This is a genomic window from Streptococcus sp. LMAG:39, assembly GCF_008680485.1.
Classification (GTDB): domain Bacteria; phylum Bacillota; class Bacilli; order Lactobacillales; family Streptococcaceae; genus Streptococcus; species Streptococcus pasteurianus.
The window spans coordinates 1,025,076-1,043,110 of the sequence record NZ_NALE01000001.1; the positions used below are offsets into that span (position 1 = coordinate 1,025,076).

An 18,035-nucleotide genomic window follows, 5' to 3' on the forward strand; every position below is an offset into this window, starting at 1 on the left:
TCGTAACGTTACATCGTTACATATTGAACAACTTCAATATCCAATCTAATAGATTCCCCACAACATTATAATCAATATTTGGGAATGTTGAACCCTCGATTCCTAGACTTCCATAAAGTGGATACAATAAAACTGGTAAAAAGGCTAACAATAATCCTTGAACAAACGATCCGAGAACTGCACCACGCCATCCACCTGTCGAATTGCCAAAGACAGCTGCCGTTCCTCCAGAGAAGAAACAAATGTGAGCTGCTGGAATAATGACAACAGGGAACTTAAAAGCGACCATAACCAGTACTGCCAATAATCCCGCTACATAAGACGAAACAAAACCAATAATAACCGCTGTTGGAGCAAATGGGAATACTGTTGGAACATCTAGAGCTGGACGTGAGTTTGGAATGAATTTCTCTGAGATAGAAACGAAAGCCGCTGTAATTTCAGCTAAGAACATACGTACACCTGTCATCAAGATAGACATCCCTGCTGTAAAAGTGAATGCTTGAACAAAAGGAAAGACCAGCCAGTGAGTACTTCCTGCAAGTTCTTGGGTTACTTTAGGTCCTGCCTTCAAAGCTGATACATAGAAAAGTATCAGCATTACCACAGCTACTCCCATTAGAAAGTCCCTAAAAATAGATAACCAACCTGGAAAGTTAAATCCTTCTGTTGTTTCATCCTCATGTTTATGGAATAATTTACCAATATAACCTGAAAGCGCATAGCCAACCATATTAAAGTGACCGATAGCTGTTGTATCGCTTCCTGTAATTTTCCTCATAAACGGTTGACATAATTGTGGTAGAGCCGCTGAACAAAAACCTAAAATAATACCACCAGTAATAATTGCTGGTATATCACCAATTCCATGAGCTTTGAGAACAAGAGACAATACACATGCAAAGAATAAACTGTGACCTGTTGTAAAGAAAATATTTTTAAAAGGTGTAATCCTTGCTATTACCAAGTTCATAACAAAACCTAAAATTAAAGTACAACTAGTCACAAATGCAAATTCACTTTGTGCTAATGCTGTTGCAGCCTCTGGTGAAGCAACGACTCCAACAATATTAAAGCCCTTTTGAAAAAGTGTATTAAAATTTTGTAAGGCACTTGTCATAATTGTCCCACCAGCACTAAAGACTAAGAAACCAATAACTGTCTTGAATGTACCTGTTAAAACCTCTGATCCTTTTTTCTTTTGAGCCAATAAACCAACCATCGCCACTAGTCCCAATAAAATGGCTGGGGTACTTAAAAAACTAATCACAAAATCCATTTTTCTTCTCCTAACTTTTAAAATGTTAGAACAATACGCTTTCTAACTTTGCTTTTATTTCTTCTTTATCAACAACACTATTAATACCAATAATCTTTTGTGGGATATGTTTTTCAGCTAGCTCTTCTGCAACATCGACTAGAGTAATAACAATATCACCTGTAAAACCTGGTAAACCATCTAAAGACGAATGTTCTACCTCAAGTTGAAAGTTATTTTCTCTGACCACCTCTTCAACCTTAATTTTCAACATTAAACTTGATCCTACTCCAGCTCGGCATGCTACTAATGCTTTATGCATCATGACTTTCTCCTCCTTCAAATTCCTTTAATAAAGTAATGAAATCTTCTTTAGTACTAATTTTTTCTAATTGGTTAACAAAATCTTTATGACTTAGTAACGTTGCTAAATCTGATAACATTTCGATATGAGAATGCCCATCAGATGCACTTAAAGGAAACAGGTATTTTACAGGGTCATTGGCTTTATTTCCTGAAACTACTGGTCTTTTTAATTTTGTAAAACCTAATGCCGTTTTTAATGCTCCACTGTCACTTGGCGCATGTGGTAAAGCAACATTTTTAGTAATGACAATGTACGGTCCGATATCATGCGAAATTTCAATAATCTTTTCTACATAATTATTTGTAACAAAATGACAATGTACTAATGGATTAGTTGCTTGTCTAATAGCATCTTCAAAATTTTTAGCATTTACATCAATTAAAATCAAACGTTCATCAATTGTTTGTGATAACATGCTTCATCCCCCTTTCTTTAATGTTATATTACCAGAACGAAAACGCTTTATGAACCCCTGTTTTGGTTTAACTTTTGGATAAAAATAATACAAAAATTACACCCAACTAGGTAAACATCTTAAAAAAATAAAAAAGCTCATTACATAAAAATGTAATAAGCTCCCCACCTTCCTCAATTTAAGCTAATGTCAATAAATTCTTGTCGAATGATTTTTTCGATTTGATTTTTTAAACCATAGCGCTCATTATCATCTGGAACATAAATTTTTAACAATTTATCCAATTGACGGTCATAGTGACTTTCTTTTTGCCTTCCTTTTGTTCTTATGAAATGTAGCATTTTGATAATATCTTCATCCGTTAAAATGGGGTGAACAACCAACAATGGCAATGTTGTCTCAACGTTATCACTTGTTGAAATAACCATGTTTGATGTAATGATATCACTAACACTATAAAATTGTTCCAATGTGAAAATAGCATCTATTTCACAATTTTCCAGACATTTTTTACATTGGCTGACTAATAATTTCTGAATACCCACTCCTTCATCACAAACTAATACAACATGATTTTTTTGACTATCGCTGACATCATGATTTTCTATCTCGCCGCCTAAATGAATGACAAAGTAAGCAATGTCATCGTCTGTCATTTGAATTAACCAAGCTTCTTCCAAAATATAAATACAAGATTTAGTCAGATTAAAAAGGTGACTATATTTTATTTTAATATCTTCTGTTAAGGGATTTTCTGATAAAATACCATAGGTTTTACGATAAAGCAATGCCTTACAATGCGTCAACAGTTGGTTTAACAAGTCATTAGGATGTCGAAAAGAAAGGTGATGCTTTGTTTGTAATGTGTCCAAAAAAAGTTGCAATGTCTCTCGCATATCATCATAGTCCGTACTTTCTAAATGAAGATCCAATGTCTTTCGGAAAGAAAGTAACAACATGGCAATCAAACCAATCTCGATGCTATCTAAAGATAGATTAAATTTTTCTCGTAAATTTTTAGCGATATTAATAGCCATTTGGTACTCTAAACGTTCCCAAGCTAGGCTAAAATCACGTCTTGCTCGTTCTTTTTCTTCAGCAGTAAAATCAATACTATGGTAACTCAACAAGAGATAGGGCAAAATTTTCACCATAAAATTCAAGTCTTTGGAATTCAGTCTTTTACCCAAGCGTTCTTCAATCGTTGACAATTCTGTATAAAGATAATCATTGATGTCATCAGAAAAATAGGGCATTACCTCTGATAAATTGATAATACGTTTTCGAATAATCGCAATAAACTTTTCATTATCCTTTGTGTAAACTCTGTAAAGCAGGCGATATAAAAACTGTATTTTAGACAAGGGGTGACATGCTAAATAGTAACCACGTGCTTTTGATACACGAAGCCTAATGTCATATTCTTCGTCTGATAATTTCTGACGAATATCGTTCAAATCGTTAAGAATAGTATTACGAGAGACATCTGTCAGTTTCATCAGTTTATCAATTGTTACTCTTTCCTTAGAAACTGCAATGTATAGTAAACTTAATTCTAACCGTTCTTCCACACTCATCACATAGGAATAGCCGTCTAGTTCCCCCATCATGGTACGACACGCTTGGCGCTGTTCATCATTGAGAAGGATTCCGATTCGTGGGTAAGGAATAATTTTCTCAATTTCCTCTGGCAAAGCATCATTGATTTTATCTAAATGATAGTAAATTCTTCGACGTGACTGATTTAATACTTTAGAAATAGTCGTCACTGTCTCTGGCTCGGGCAAAGTCAGTAAGCAAGAAAGAAGATCATAACTTTTTTTATCTAGCATGATAACCAGCTCCTCCATATCTATGTAGACCTATTGTATCACAAAGACTTTTTCTAGTAGAATTTTCCATTACATTACTTTCAAATATTCCAATCAAGCTTGTTGATGAATATATTTTTATACCAAATAATGTACTTCCTGTAAAACCTGTAAAAAAAGAAGAGACGCAAAAATCAGTCGTTCAGACTAATTATTTCACGCCGTCACTTCTATTGTAAATATTGGATAAAAACATTGGTTTAATGTGTCAGACTTTTTTGTCCGTAATAGGCATTTTTTCCATGTTTACGGAGATAATGTTTATCTTTGAGCGCTTGTGGCACTTCTTTGACATCTGGATTGATGCCTTCTGTGTAACGTGCCATACGAGCTGTCTCTTCAAGAACGACAGCGTTATAAACAGCTGCTTGTTCGTCTTTTCCCCAAGAAAATGGTCCATGATTACGAACAGTAACCCCCGCAACAGCCATTGGGTCAAGGGAGCGTTTTTGAAACTCTTCAATAATCACTTTCCCAGTTTCTTTTTCATAAGCACCATTGATTTCTTCTGGAGTAAGTGCACGCGCACACGGAATAGCACCATAAAATGTATCTGCATGTGTGGTCCCATAACAAGGAATATCTCGCCCTGCTTGCGCCCAAGCGACTCCTTCTGTTGAATGGGTATGAACAATCCCACCAACTTCTGCAAATGCTTTGTACAGCTCTACATGCGTTGGTAAATCAGATGACGGATTCAAGTCACCCTCAACCACATTTCCCTCTAAATCTGACACCACCATATTTTCTGGAGATAATTCTTCATAAGGTACCCCTGAAGGTTTGATAACAATCAATCCTTTTTCACGGTCAATAGCTGACACATTTCCCCATGTAAATTTGACCAAACCATGCACTGGTAAATCCATATTAGCTTTATAAACACGTTGACGTAATTCAGGAACTAACATTAACGTAACCCCGCTTTCTCAATTTTTGGTAATAAAAAGTCTTTTGCGACTTGAATAGCTTGTTTTGTTTCCTCAACTGTCGCACAATTTTCCGACCACATTTCAATCAAAAATGGACCGTTATAGTTTGTTTTCTTGAGAATAGCAAACATAGCCTCCCAATCAACACAGCCGTCCCCAAATGGGACATCACGAAACTGCCCTTTGGAGTTTTCAGTGACAGCATAAGTATCTTTTAAATGCAAGGCAGCAATGGACTTATGACCGTTGTAGAATTCACTCCAAAGGTCATTATGCCAAGCTGATACATTGCCAGTATCTGGATAAACAAAGAGATAAGGCGAATCAATTTCCTTTTCCACAGCCAAGTATTTTTCAATAGAATTGAGAAAAGGGTCATCCATAATTTCAATCGCTAGAATAACTTGAGCTTCTTCAGCCCAATCACAAGCTTTCCTGAGATTTTTGATAAAACGAGCGCGTGTTTCTGGGGACTTTTCTTCGTAATAAACATCATACCCCGCCAATTGAATGGTACGAACACCAAGGTCTTGCGCTAATTCAATACATTTTTTCATCATTTCAAGCGATGTTGCTTCAGTTTTAGGGTCATTAGACCCAAGAGGATAACGACGATGCCCCGAAAAGCAAATACTTGGAATCCGAATACCTGTTTCGTAAATAGCTTGAACAACGTCCAAACGCTCTTTTTTTGTCCAATCCAGACGTGCCAAACGGCTATCCGATTCATCTACCGACATTTCAACAAAATCAAAGCCGAGTTCTTTTGCAAACGCTAGACGTTCTCTCCATGTAAAATTCTTAGGAGTCGCCTTTTCATAAATACCAATTGGACGCGTCATAGCCTACCCCCAAATACGTTTGATTTCATTTTTAAAATCACGCGCTGCCGCAGCTGGATCTGCTGCTTCTGTAATACCACGACCTGCAATAAAAGTGAAAACATCTACACCAGAAAAGAGTTTGAGTGTGTCAACACTAAGACCGCCAGTCACAGATACGCGAAAGCCCATATCAATAAGCTTTTTAACTTTATTTAAATCCTTTTCACCCCAAGTTTCACCAGCAAGGAGCGCATCACGCGATTGGTGATAAATAACTTGTGAAATCCCCGCATCAAGCCATTGTTGTGCTTGCTCATAAGTCCAATCGCCATAAAGTTCAACTTGAATCTCACCACGTTCACCACGCACTTCTTCAATGGCCTTACGTGCAGCTTTCATGGTTGGAATGGTAGCACAGCAAATACAAGTCATCCAGTCTGCTCCGCGTACAGCATTATTTTTAGCGACTGTTCCACCAGCATCTGCACATTTAGTATCCGCCACAATCCATTTATCTGGAAAAAGATTACGAAGCACTTCGACTAACTCGCTGCCGACTTGCAAAAGACATACTGTCCCAGCCTCAATAATATCAACTTCATTGCCAACCGAAACGGCAGCTGCAATAGCTCCTTTCAAATCAGAATGATCAAGAGCAACTTGTAAATTTGGTAATTGTTTTGTCATCATATTTCCTTTCTCTTCATTGCTAGTTTTAAAAATGTGATATTAACTCTCTAAATCCAAGCCTTCCAAATACGGACTGTCCTTTGATTCATCAATCATAGCCAACACTTCTTCTTTGGTCTGACAAGATTGTAGACGTTCTACTGAATTTTCTAACTCAAAAAGCGCAATAATCTGCGGAATAGCTACCGAAGTATGGATTTTTGAACTCGTAGCTGCCAAGGCAAGGAGTACAGAAACTTCTTTACCGTCTTGAAATTTAACAGGATGAGTCAATGTGATTAACGAAAAGGCATCACGTTGTACACCAGCTTCTGGACGCGCATGAGGCATCGCCATACCTGGCATCAAAATATAATACGGACCATACTGAGCCGTGGATGCGATAATAGCATCATAATATTCTGCCTTAACTGCACCACTTTCAACCAGAGGTTCAACCGCTAACTTAACCGCCTCTTTCCAATCTGATGCTGTCACCCCTAGCCGAATAGAATCATTATCAATCAAAGCTTGTTTCAAATTCATAAACTGCTTCCTTTCATACTTATCAAAAATCGTAGGTGTTTTCGTTTGTCTGAAAACACCCATGTCCAGAACTTATATTCATAGATGACATTCCATCTAGAAAGTTGCTTTCTGTTACTCGTCGTTAAAGTTTTTTAAGACATCCATTATTCCTGCAAAATTCTTCCTAGATTGGTGGAAATCATCTGTCACCTGAAAATGCCACCTTTATGAATCCAAGTTCTAAATTATTTTAAAGCTGCTTCCAATTTTGTTTTTATTTCATTATCGTCCATCAAATTATCAAGACCAATCAATTTACCGCTAGTACGACCATCTAATTCATGAATCAAGTGATTTGAAGCGACTACAATGTCGTAATTAGCTGCCAAGCCTTTAGCTTCTCCAACCGAACAAGAAGCTGATTCGATATTACTAACACCAAGTTGACGAAGTGCATTTTCAACTTTCATTTTGATAACCATAGATGAACCCATACCATTACCGCATGCTGTAAGAACTTTAACCATTTTATTTTCCTCCGTTTGAATTCTTTTTTTCTTTATAGAAAAGCATTATAAATAGCATTTACTTTTTAAACTGTTACTCTTCAGGCTGAACTTGACCAGCATAGTAAGCTTCCTTGTCTTTTGCTCTTGCAAACTGAATTTGAGGGATTGCAAGCAAGAAGAGGCAGACAATAGCATAACCAATCGCACCAGCATATTTGAAAAGATAAGCAAATGGAACCCACGGAATTTCAAAGTCAATATTGCCATGGTAACCACCATATGCACCGAGATTAAGAAGTGATACCGCAACGGCACCAAGTGCCACTTGAATAACACCAGATAGGAAAGAAAGGACAACCGCAGCTTTCCAACCACCACGTTTATCAGCGTAAACAGCGATAGCCGCATTATCAAAAAATACTGGCACAAATCCTGTGATAATCAGAACTGGATTTTTGAAAATAATCAATAAGAGAATGGTAATCAACTGTCCAATAAGACCTGTCGCAAAACCAAACAGTACCGCTGAAGGTGAACCAAAGCCAAATGATGCTGCAACATCGACCGCTGGGAATGAACCAGGAAGAAGCTTACTTGAAATTCCTTGGAAAGCATTCGTCAACTCAGCAACGAACATACGTACACCCTGCATCAAAATGAAAAGATAAACTGAGAAAGTGAACGATGTCTCAATCACATACATAAAGAACGATTGACTTGCAGGATTATAAACCGTACCAGATGTGATAACGTCTGCATTTGACATGATATCTGGTCCCAAAATATAGAGAATGGCACCAAAGAATACCAACATTAATGTCGCAGAAGCGACGACAGTATCATGGAAAATATTCAAGAAAGTTGGTAATTTAAGATTATCAAGATTTTCTTCTTTTTTCCCAATTTTCGGAGCAATCTTATCAACAAACCAAATAGCAAATTGTTGTTGGTGTCCAATAGCGAACCCACCGCCACCAGTCAAACGTTGTGTTGGCTCAACAGTCATATTTGAACTAACAGCCCAATAAAGCCCACAAACAATACCTACTGCCAACGTTCCCCAAAATTGATTGCGGAAGCTTGGAATCAATAGAATAATCATCAAAGTAACCGTAGCTGCTTGCTGAACCATGATATGACCAGTGATAAACAAAGTACGCACCTTTGTAATCTTACGAAACGCCACCAAGAAGATATTTAAGAAAAAACCAATCAACAAAGCTGTTGTTGCTGTCCCAACGAATTTAGGGAAATTATCCATAATATAATTATTAGCCGCCGTCAAACCAAAGTAAGGGTCAATAACTGCCGCACCAATATTAAAACGATAATTCAATGCCGCAAGAATTGGACGGAATGTGCTAACAAGTCCCGCAGAAGCTACATTTAAAATCATGTAACCTACTGTTGCCTTAACAAATCCAGCAAACACATCATACCAAGGTTTCTTCAAAAGAATATATCCGATTAAAACCAAGATACCTACAAAGAACGCTGGTTTTTGCAAAATATTTTGTGAAAACCAGTTAAGAATTGATAATAGGAAATCCATGAGATTACTCCTTTTCTATATTAGTTTTGTAATTTCTTTATGTTTATTATAGAAAATGTAAGCGCAAACAAAAAGGGCAAAAAAAACACAAGGAAGTGTGCAAAAATGTACTGAACCATATGCAGCAATTCCCTGATTTTCTCTTATCTATTAACATTTCTAAAAAATAGCTTTTATCCTGTATTAGGAATTCTTTTACAACTAAGTAGAAATTAACTAATCGTTTTTCCCACATCACCTACATTTCTTTTTTATCACTTAGACACCATATGTGCAAAATATATTATAAGTTACATATTCTTACGAAAATCTGATATTTAATTTTGAATCATACTTTTGTGGAGGTAAAACCAGTTATGATATGTCAACTATTCTAGCTAACTTTTTATTAACATAAATTTCAACAACATAAGAACAGCTCCAGATTTTTTGGAACATTTAAATATCCTATATCATGTTTCCGTTCAGTAATACATAATTAGCTCATAACATTAAAGCTTAGGATCTCTATTAGATTTATAATGATAGAATTATTAGAAAGTTACATTTCATATAATAGATTCCATGATATTTAAAAACCACCGAAACTGAAGTTCCGATGGTATTAGAAAATATAAATATGAAAAGTTTAGGAGTAATGTTAGTATAGCGAGAACAACTTAAACTATCCTAAATTTTTCCGATAAGCGTCTTTTTCTTAAATATTTGCCCAAACAGACTCAAGAATATTCGTTTGGTCGCGGTCCGGTCCAACTGAGAATGTTGAAATGCGAACACCAACAAGTTCACCAACACGACGAACGTAGTTACGAGCATTTTCTGGAAGCTCGTCAAGGCTACGGCAACCTGTGATGTCTTCTGACCAACCTGGTAATTCTTCATAGATTGGTTTACAACGTTTCAATTGTTCAAGACTTGCTGGGTAATGGTCAATGCGTTCACCGTCAAGGTCGTATGCCACACAGATTTTGACCGTATCAAGACCTGAAAGAACGTCGATTGAGTTAAGTGACAAGTTCGTGATACCAGATACACGACGGCTGTGGCGCATGACAACTGAGTCAAACCAACCAACACGACGTGGACGTCCAGTTGTTGTCCCATATTCATGACCGACTTCACGGATACGGTCGCCAACTTCGTCTAAAAGTTCAGTCGGGAATGGTCCATCACCAACACGGCTTGTGTAAGCTTTACATACACCGACAACCTTGTTGATTTTACTTGGACCAACACCAGAACCGATTGTTACACCACCTGCGACTGGGTTAGATGAGGTTACAAATGGGTATGTTCCTTGGTCAATATCAAGCATGACACCTTGTGCACCTTCGAAAAGGACACGTTTTCCAGCGTCAAGAGCATCGTTCAAGATAACTGATGTATCTGTAACGTAATCTTTGATTTGTTGACCATATTCATAGTATTCCTCGAAGATGTCTTCAAATTTGATTGGTTCGCATTCGTACATTTTTTCGAAGAGACGATTTTTTTCTTCCAAATTCACGCGCAAGCGTTCTGCAAAGATTTCTTTGTCCAAAAGGTCAGCAATTCGGATACCGACACGTGCTGCTTTATCCATGTAAGCAGGTCCGATTCCTTTATTTGTTGTCCCAATTTTATTATCACCCTTAGAAGACTCTTGCAAACGATCAAGTTTAATATGATATGGCAAAATAACGTGTGCACGATCAGAAATACGAAGACTATCTGTTGTAATTCCCTCATCATGCAAGTATTTCAATTCAGTTACCAATGATTTTGGATTGACAACCACACCATTTCCGATAACAGAGATTTTCTCTGGGAAGAAAATACCTGACGGAATCAAATGCAGCTTAAATTTCTTACCGTCAATAACGATAGTGTGACCTGCATTGTCTCCACCTTGATAACGTGCAATCACTTCAGCATCTTGAGACAAAAAGTCTGTGATTTTACCTTTTCCTTCATCACCCCATTGGGTACCAACAACTACTACTGATGTCATATTCTGTTCGATATGGATACTAACATTTATACAGCGAGCAAATAAAAACGATACTAGCTAAAACAAAGCGTCACGTATCTATCTCCAAGCTATAAAATTGTATCTTCATCCTTTCTTGTACAACATGGCAGGAATCTCACCTGCGAGTTTGTCTTACAACTTATTATATGCAATTTCTGATTTTTTTTCAATATTTGATGACAAAATATTATTTTTCCCGAACGTTTTTAGATTTTAAAAAAAAGCAGCTTTAAACAGATACTTTTTCGCCCCTCCGTTAAAAGTTCATCCAGTAATCCTTGCCCGCAAATGCGATAGCCACTGCATTTCCTGAAAAAATGCCTGAAAATTCTGGTAAAACGTGTCAAAAATCTTGCTTTTTTAGCAACTTTTCCCTAGAATAGTTTTACATTTATGAAAAACGACCGACTATTTTTTTACAAATATTTATCACTAAAGAACTGTCAGATTTCAGATAGATTATTAATGAGGAGATTACCATGACATTGAACGGATTATTACAAAAATCACCCGCAAGTCTCCCTATCCTTCAAGCAACTTTTGGCTTAGAAAGAGAGAGCCTTCGCATTAGTAAAATAAATCACAGAGTTGCCCAAACTAAGCACCCTGAAATTTTGGGGAGTCGCTCATTTCACCCTTACATTCAGACGGATTACAGCGAGCCACAGATAGAGTTAATCACTCCGATTGCCAACTCAACTAGTGAAGTCCTACGTTTTCTTGGGGCTATCACAGATGTCATTGGGCGATCAATCAACAAAGATGAGTACCTTTGGCCTTTATCAATACCACCGAAACTATCGGCAGATGAGATTGCTATTGCCAGTCTAGAAGATGACTGGGAACGCCAATACCGCGACCATTTAGCAAAAGTGTATGGCAAGATGCTTCAATCCATGTCTGGAATCCATTACAACATGGAGCTTGGGGCTGACCTTGTGACTGCTCTTTTTGAAGAAAGTGACTATACCTCTCTAATCGCCTTTAAAAACGACCTCTACCTCAAATTAGCTCAAAACTTCCTACGTTTTCGTTGGTTATTGACTTATTTGTATGGGGCTTCGCCAATAGCAGAGCAGGGATTTCTTGACAAACCACTTGATAAGCCTGTTCGCTCACTCCGCAATAGTCACCTTGGCTATGTTAATCATGACGACATTCAAGTATCCTACCAAAGCCTTGAACGTTATATTTCTGACATTGAACATTATGTCAATTCTGGTCAACTCATTGCTGAAAAAGAATTTTACTCAGCTGTCCGACTTCGTGGCAGCAAACACAATCGCGATTATTTAAAAAAAGGCATTACTTACCTTGAGTTCCGTTGTTTTGATATCAATCCTTTTGACAATCGCGGCATCACCCAAGAGACACTTGATACGGTGCACCTTTTCTCCTTGGCACTCCTTTGGTTAGATGATAGCTTTACTATTGACCAAGATATTGCTGACGCAAAAGCGCTTAATGACCGCATCGCTCTTAGCCACCCACTTGAGAAATTGCCACAAGAAGCACCTACTGACCTTATCCTTTCTGCCATGCAAGCAGTCGTTGAACACTTTGATTTGCCAGAGCATTATCACACCCTACTCGAAAATGTTAAAGCACAGATTGAACGCCCTGAATTGACCATTGGTGGACGTTTAGTGACAGAAATTGACCACCTCTCTTTGGAAACATTTGGGCAAGAAAAAGGCCAAGCCTATCACGACTATGCTTGGCACGCTCATTATGCCCTCAAAGGCTATGAGAATATGGAACTTTCCACTCAATTATTGCTTTTTGATGCCATTCAAAAAGGAGTAAACGTTAATATTCTTGATGAAAATGACCAGTTTCTCAAACTTTGGCATGGTGACCATGTTGAATACATCAAAAATGCCAATATGACTGCCAAAGATAATTACATTACACCACTTGTCATGGAAAATAAAGTAGTCACGAAGAAATTGCTAGCACAAGCAGGCTTCCCAGTCCCAGCTGGACAAGAATTCGCCGACAAAGATACCGCGCTCCGCTATTTTTCACAAGTCAAAGACAAGGCTATCGTTGTCAAACCAAAATCGACTAACTACGGACTAGGTATCTCAATTTTCAAAGAACCTGCTGGCCTTGCTTCTTACCAAAGCGCTCTAGATATTGCCTTTGCTGAAGATGACACGATTTTAGTTGAAGAATTTATCTCTGGAACTGAATATCGCTTCTTCGTTCTTGATGGTAAATGCGAAGCGGTGCTTCTGCGAATTGCGGCTAACGTGGTTGGTGATGGTACACACACGATTGCGGAATTGGTTGACCTTAAAAATCAAAATCCACTCCGTGGCTACAATCACCGTTCACCACTTGAAATCATTGAACTAGGCGACATTGAACGCCTCATGTTAGAGCAACAAGGATACACACCAGATGACATTCTCCCTGAAGGTGTCAAGATTGATTTACGCCGTAACTCTAACATTTCAACTGGCGGTGATTCAATTGACGTTACCGAAACCATGAACAAATCTTATCAACAACTAGCAGCTCAAATGGCTAGCGCTATCGGTGCTTGGGTTTGTGGGGTAGATTTGATTATTCCTGACGAAAATCTCAATGCTAGTAAAGAAGAGCCAAACTGCTCGTGTATCGAGCTGAATTTCAATCCAGCAATGTACATGCACACTTATTGCCACGCAGGAAAAGGGCAAGCATTGACACCAAAAATCCTAGCAAAACTCTTCCCAGAAATCTAAAAAAATTTCTGTCACACCTGTAAACAAAAAATCTGTCTCAAAGTACAGTCATTACTTGTCATCAAGCACCACTTTGCGATAAAATAAATACGAAATTAGATAGAAATGGACTGACTAACATTATGCCACGTTATGGTAGACCTCCAAGAAGCGGAAACGGTATTTTCACCGCTATTATCGGAGTTATTATTCTTATTGCTTTTCTTGAGAGCCTTTTAGAAATCATTTTACCTATTGTTCTTATTGCAGGGGTTGGGTATGGTGTTTATTATTTGGCAACCAAGCAGACACGACTTGAAAAAGTCAATACCGAACAACGTTTACAAGATTTAAAAGATAGTATTAGACTGGCTGACCGCCAAGTTAAACTTTTGGATAATTACCTTGATGAAAAAGATTACACGCAATATGTTGTCGTTGCGCGCCAGCTATTGCCCAAAATCCGCAACATCAAAACTGAAGTCACTGACTTAAAATCCAAAATGGACCTCAAAATCTCTAAACGTATCCTTCAGAAAGCAGAGAGTGTCGAGGAAGATGTCTTGTTGCAACTGGAAAAATTGGACGTTTCACCAACAACACCGCAAGCTTCAGGTGAAGAAAAAGAATTGCTTCAATACGCTCCCGAGTTGACCAAGCTTTACAACAACATTCAAAAAGACCACTTAACCATTCTGGAAAAGATTGAAAATGCGGATAACAAGGAAGAATTAACCGCCCTTCACGAAGCAGACATGGAACGTTTTCGAGATATTTTAGAGGGTTATCTCAAAATCAAAAAATCTCCAAAAGATTATTACAATGCCGAGGAACGTTTGGCACAGGCCAAAACAGCTATGGAAAAATTTGACTTGGCATTAGACGAAACCTTGAGAAAACTGAACGAAAGTGATTTAAAGGACTTTGATATTAGCCTTCGTATGATGGCTGACGATGACACAAACTTATAATGTTGTCTTGCACATAAAGGAGAATTCTAATGGCTGATACTTTCAACTTTGATATTGATAAAATCGCTGAAAATGCGATTACAAAAACAGATAAAACAACTGAAATTATTGTTTCAAGCGACACCAGTTCAACAGGACAAGTCTCATTCTACGACAAATTGTCACCTGAACAACAATCAGCAATTACAGCTAAAGCACCTGCTTTGGTTGATAATTTCGTTGCTGACCAAAATGCTCTTCTTGATTTTGGAACATCAGCTGTTGAGGAAGTCAACACGACTGTCAATCGCATTTTGTCAGAGCAAAAGAAACTTGCAATTCCTCAAGTAGATGAATTGCTCAAAAACACCAACCGCGAACTAAACGGCTTTATCGCCAAATACAAAGATGCTAAACCTGCTGAGCTTGAAAAGAAACCAAATTTCTTGCAAAAACTTTTCAAACAAGGTAAAGACACTTTGCAAGAATTCTATTTTGATTCGCAAAATATTGAACAAAAAATGGATGGCATGGCTGCCGCTGTTGTCAAACAAGAAGAAACCTTAGCACGTAACATTGTCTCTGCTGAAATGCTTATTGAGGACAATAACAAATCTATCGAAAATCTTGTCGGTGTCATTGCTTTCATCGAAGCCGCTCAAACCGAAGGTGCCAACCGTGCTAGCCAATTGCAAAATGAAATTACTACACTTGATAGCGCAACGCCTGAATACCAAACAAAATCAGACGAATTGGCACGCATGACCGAAGTCATCAATACATTGGAACAACAACACACCGAATACCTCAGTCGCCTTTATGTCGCTTGGACTACAACGCCACAAATGCGCAACATGGTTAAAGTATCATCAGATATGCGTCAAAAACTTGGCATGCTACGTCGCAACACCATTCCGACAATGAAATTGTCAATTGCCCAACTCGGTATTCTACAACAATCGGTCAAATCTGGCGTAACTGCTGATGCTATTGTCAATGCTAATAACGCTGCGCTTCAAATGCTTGCTGAAACAAGCAAAGAAGCCATTCCAATGCTTGAACGCACAGCACAAAGCCCAACCGTTTCAATCCAATCCGTGACCGCACTTGCTGAAAGCCTCGTCGAACAAAATAACGGCATTATTGCTGCAATCGACAACGGTCGAAAACAGCGTGCTCAACTCGAAGCAGCCGTTGTCAAATCTGCTGAGACAATCAACGATTCTGTTAAAATTCGTGACCAAAAAATCGTTGAAGCTCTCCTCAACGAAGGTAAAGAAAGCCAAGAAAAGGTCGAAAAGAAAGACGTCACACCAGAAAACGATCAAGAGAATCGCCTAGTGTAATGCGAGCAACTCGCTATCAACCAACTGCAACATCATAAAAATTACCAACTGCCTTGCTCCTCACTTTAAGGAATAGGGCAGTTTTACTTTTCCAAACAAACTACCAGACTTAAAGCCCTGATTTTCTCCCAGATGATTACGCTTTTACCAACCACAATACTAGCCCATCAAATTTGCTTTGTGTTATAATGTTCTTATGGATAAACTTATAAAATCAATTTCAAAATCTGGTTCTTTCCGTGCTTATGTGCTTGATAGCACTGAGACGGTTAGATCTGCACAAGAAAAACATCAGACACTTTCTAGCTCTACTGTTGCCCTAGGTAGAACACTTATTGCCAATCAAATCCTAGCTGCCAATCAGAAAGGAGACAGCAAAGTAACCGTCAAAGTTATTGGTGATAGCTCACTTGGTCACATTATCTCTGTGGCTGATACTAAAGGACATGTCAAAGGCTACATTCAAAATACTGGCGTTGATGTTAAGAAAACCGCTACTGGCGAAGTCATGGTTGGACCGTTCATGGGTGCTGGTCAATTCGTTGTCATCACAGACTACGGTACAGGTAACCCTTACACTTCTTCAACACCACTTGTCTCAGGTGAAATCGGTGAAGATTTGGCTTTTTATTTGACTGAATCTGAACAAACACCTTCTGCCGTTGGGCTTAACGTTCTTCTTGACGACAATGACAAGGTCGAAGTCGCTGGTGGCTTTATGTTGCAAGTCCTTCCAGGTGCTTCTGAAGAAGAAATCAACCGCTATGAAAAACGTATCCAAGAAATGCCTGCTATTTCAAAACTTTTGGAATCTGACGACCACGTTGAAGCTCTTTTAAAAGCAATCTATGGCGAGGATGAGTACAAAATCCTTGCTGAAGAAGAAATCGGCTTTAATTGTGATTGTTCACGTGAACGTTTTGAAGCTGCTCTTGTCACTCTTGGCAAAGAAGAACTCAAAGCCATGAAAGACGAGGACCACGGTGCCGAAATCACTTGCCAATTCTGTGGTAAAACTTACAACTTCACCGAAAATGACTTGGAGGGATTAATCAATGACTAAACTCAGCTCATCATTTATGATTGGTGATGTTGAAATTCCTCACCGTACGGTGCTAGCACCCATGGCAGGAGTGACAAATTCTGCCTTTCGTACGATTGCAAAAGAATTTGGAGCTGGCTTAGTTGTCATGGAGATGATTTCTGAAAAAGGTCTCCTCTACAATAACGAAAAAACTCTTCACATGCTTCACATTGATGAAAATGAGCATCCAATGTCAATCCAATTATTTGGTGGTGACGCAGACGGACTTAAACGCGCAGCTGAATTCATCCAAGAAAATACCAAAGCTGACATCGTTGACATCAATATGGGCTGCCCTGTGAATAAGGTTGTCAAAAATGAAGCAGGCGCAAAATGGCTCAAAGACCCTGATAAGATTTATCACATTATCAATGAAGTCACTTCTGTTCTCGATATTCCATTGACTGTCAAAATGCGTACTGGCTGGTCAGATAGTGAGCTTGCTGTTGAAAATGCACTTGCTGCCGAATCAGCTGGTGTGTCTGCCCTTGCTATGCATGGACGTACCCGTGAGCAAATGTACACTGGAACATGTGACCACGAGACACTTGCTCGTGTTTCAAAAGCCATTACCAAAATTCCATTTATTGGAAACGGTGATGTCCGTAACGTTCACGATGCTAAATACATGATTGAAGAAATCGGTGTTGATGCCGTTATGGTTGGACGCGCAGCCATGAACAATCCATACATCTTCACCCAAATCAATCATTACTTTGAAACAGGCGAAGAACTGCCAGACCTTCCATTTGTCAAAAAATTGGACATCGCAGAAGATCACCTCAAACGTCTCATCGACCTCAAAGGTGAAAAAATCGCTGTCCGTGAATTCCGTGGTTTAGCCCCACACTACCTCCGTGGTACCGCTGGCGCTGCCAAAATCCGTGGAGCCGTCTCACGCGCAGAAACTATTGACGAAGTCAAAGAAATCTTTAACAGCTTACGATGATTGGGAAATTTCACCGATAACAAACCCAAAAACAGCTACTAAGTTAAACTTAGCAGCTG

16 protein-coding genes are annotated in these 18,035 nt (G+C 38.5%); 5 read left to right on the top strand and 11 right to left on the bottom strand.

The window, feature by feature from the left end; translation table 11 throughout:
• Positions 1-16: 16 nt before the first annotated feature.
• The 11 genes from ulaA (CCC20_RS05050) to CCC20_RS05100 all read right to left on the bottom strand — a co-directional run bounded on the left by ulaA (CCC20_RS05050) (position 17) and on the right by CCC20_RS05100 (position 10,915).
• Positions 17-1,279 (bottom strand): PTS ascorbate transporter subunit IIC, encoded by a 1,263-nt coding sequence (ulaA, locus tag CCC20_RS05050; protein WP_058692562.1) that lies wholly within the window; start codon positions 1,277-1,279, stop codon positions 17-19.
• 25 nt (positions 1,280-1,304) lie between these two features.
• Positions 1,305-1,583 carry a PTS sugar transporter subunit IIB gene (locus CCC20_RS05055; RefSeq protein ID WP_003066762.1) on the bottom strand — a complete coding sequence of 93 codons (279 nt, stop codon included), beginning with the start codon at positions 1,581-1,583 and terminating at the stop codon, positions 1,305-1,307.
• Positions 1,573-2,040 carry a PTS sugar transporter subunit IIA gene (locus CCC20_RS05060; protein WP_003066764.1) on the bottom strand — a complete coding sequence of 156 codons (468 nt, stop codon included), beginning with the start codon at positions 2,038-2,040 and terminating at the stop codon, positions 1,573-1,575. The genes CCC20_RS05055 and CCC20_RS05060 overlap by 11 nt, the downstream gene beginning before the upstream one ends.
• Before the next feature lie 173 nt (positions 2,041-2,213).
• Positions 2,214-3,872, bottom strand: coding sequence for a BglG family transcription antiterminator (locus CCC20_RS05065; RefSeq protein WP_058692563.1), 1,659 nt, complete (start codon positions 3,870-3,872; stop codon positions 2,214-2,216).
• Between the two features lie 239 nt (positions 3,873-4,111).
• Positions 4,112-4,822, bottom strand: coding sequence for an L-ribulose-5-phosphate 4-epimerase (locus tag CCC20_RS05070; RefSeq protein ID WP_003066767.1), 711 nt, complete (start codon positions 4,820-4,822; stop codon positions 4,112-4,114).
• A complete protein-coding gene (locus tag CCC20_RS05075) occupies positions 4,822-5,685 on the bottom strand; it encodes an L-ribulose-5-phosphate 3-epimerase (RefSeq protein ID WP_048790995.1) in 864 nt (287 codons plus the stop codon). Before CCC20_RS05075 ends, CCC20_RS05070 begins: the two co-directional genes overlap by 1 nt.
• Positions 5,686-5,688: 3 nt before the next feature.
• Positions 5,689-6,354: a 3-keto-L-gulonate-6-phosphate decarboxylase UlaD gene (locus tag CCC20_RS05080; RefSeq protein ID WP_048790994.1), complete on the bottom strand. Its 666-nt coding sequence runs from the start codon at positions 6,352-6,354 to the stop codon at positions 5,689-5,691.
• Positions 6,355-6,396: 42 nt separating this feature from the next.
• Positions 6,397-6,882 carry a PTS sugar transporter subunit IIA gene (locus CCC20_RS05085; protein WP_013852310.1) on the bottom strand — a complete coding sequence of 162 codons (486 nt, stop codon included), beginning with the start codon at positions 6,880-6,882 and terminating at the stop codon, positions 6,397-6,399.
• A gap of 227 nt (positions 6,883-7,109) precedes the next feature.
• On the bottom strand, positions 7,110-7,391 hold the full coding sequence (locus CCC20_RS05090; protein WP_003066776.1) for a PTS sugar transporter subunit IIB: 282 nt from the start codon (positions 7,389-7,391) through the stop codon (positions 7,110-7,112).
• 73 nt (positions 7,392-7,464) lie between these two features.
• Positions 7,465-8,925 (bottom strand): PTS ascorbate transporter subunit IIC, encoded by a 1,461-nt coding sequence (gene ulaA, locus CCC20_RS05095; RefSeq protein ID WP_003066778.1) that lies wholly within the window; start codon positions 8,923-8,925, stop codon positions 7,465-7,467.
• Between the two features lie 697 nt (positions 8,926-9,622).
• Positions 9,623-10,915, bottom strand: coding sequence for an adenylosuccinate synthase (locus CCC20_RS05100; RefSeq protein ID WP_009855122.1), 1,293 nt, complete (start codon positions 10,913-10,915; stop codon positions 9,623-9,625).
• A 500-nt stretch (positions 10,916-11,415) separates the two neighbouring features.
• Here CCC20_RS05100 and gshAB point away from each other — a divergent pair, with 500 nt between their 5' ends.
• The 5 genes from gshAB (at position 11,416) to dusB (ending at position 17,976) form a co-directional block, all read left to right on the top strand.
• Positions 11,416-13,668, top strand: coding sequence for a bifunctional glutamate--cysteine ligase GshA/glutathione synthetase GshB (gshAB, locus tag CCC20_RS05105; protein ID WP_287179383.1), 2,253 nt, complete (start codon positions 11,416-11,418; stop codon positions 13,666-13,668).
• 122 nt (positions 13,669-13,790) lie between these two features.
• Positions 13,791-14,618, top strand: a complete 828-nt coding sequence (locus tag CCC20_RS05110) for a hypothetical protein (RefSeq protein WP_287179385.1) — start codon at positions 13,791-13,793, stop codon at positions 14,616-14,618.
• Between the two features lie 29 nt (positions 14,619-14,647).
• A complete protein-coding gene (locus CCC20_RS05115) occupies positions 14,648-15,943 on the top strand; it encodes a toxic anion resistance protein (protein WP_287179386.1) in 1,296 nt (431 codons plus the stop codon).
• Positions 15,944-16,139: 196 nt separating this feature from the next.
• Entirely contained in the window at positions 16,140-17,006 is an 867-nt protein-coding gene (gene hslO / locus CCC20_RS05120; protein ID WP_287179388.1) for an Hsp33 family molecular chaperone HslO, read from the top strand.
• A complete protein-coding gene (gene dusB / locus CCC20_RS05125; protein WP_003066823.1) occupies positions 16,999-17,976 on the top strand; it encodes a tRNA dihydrouridine synthase DusB in 978 nt (325 codons plus the stop codon). Before hslO ends, dusB begins: the two co-directional genes overlap by 8 nt.
• The last annotated feature ends 59 nt before the right edge of the window (positions 17,977-18,035 follow it).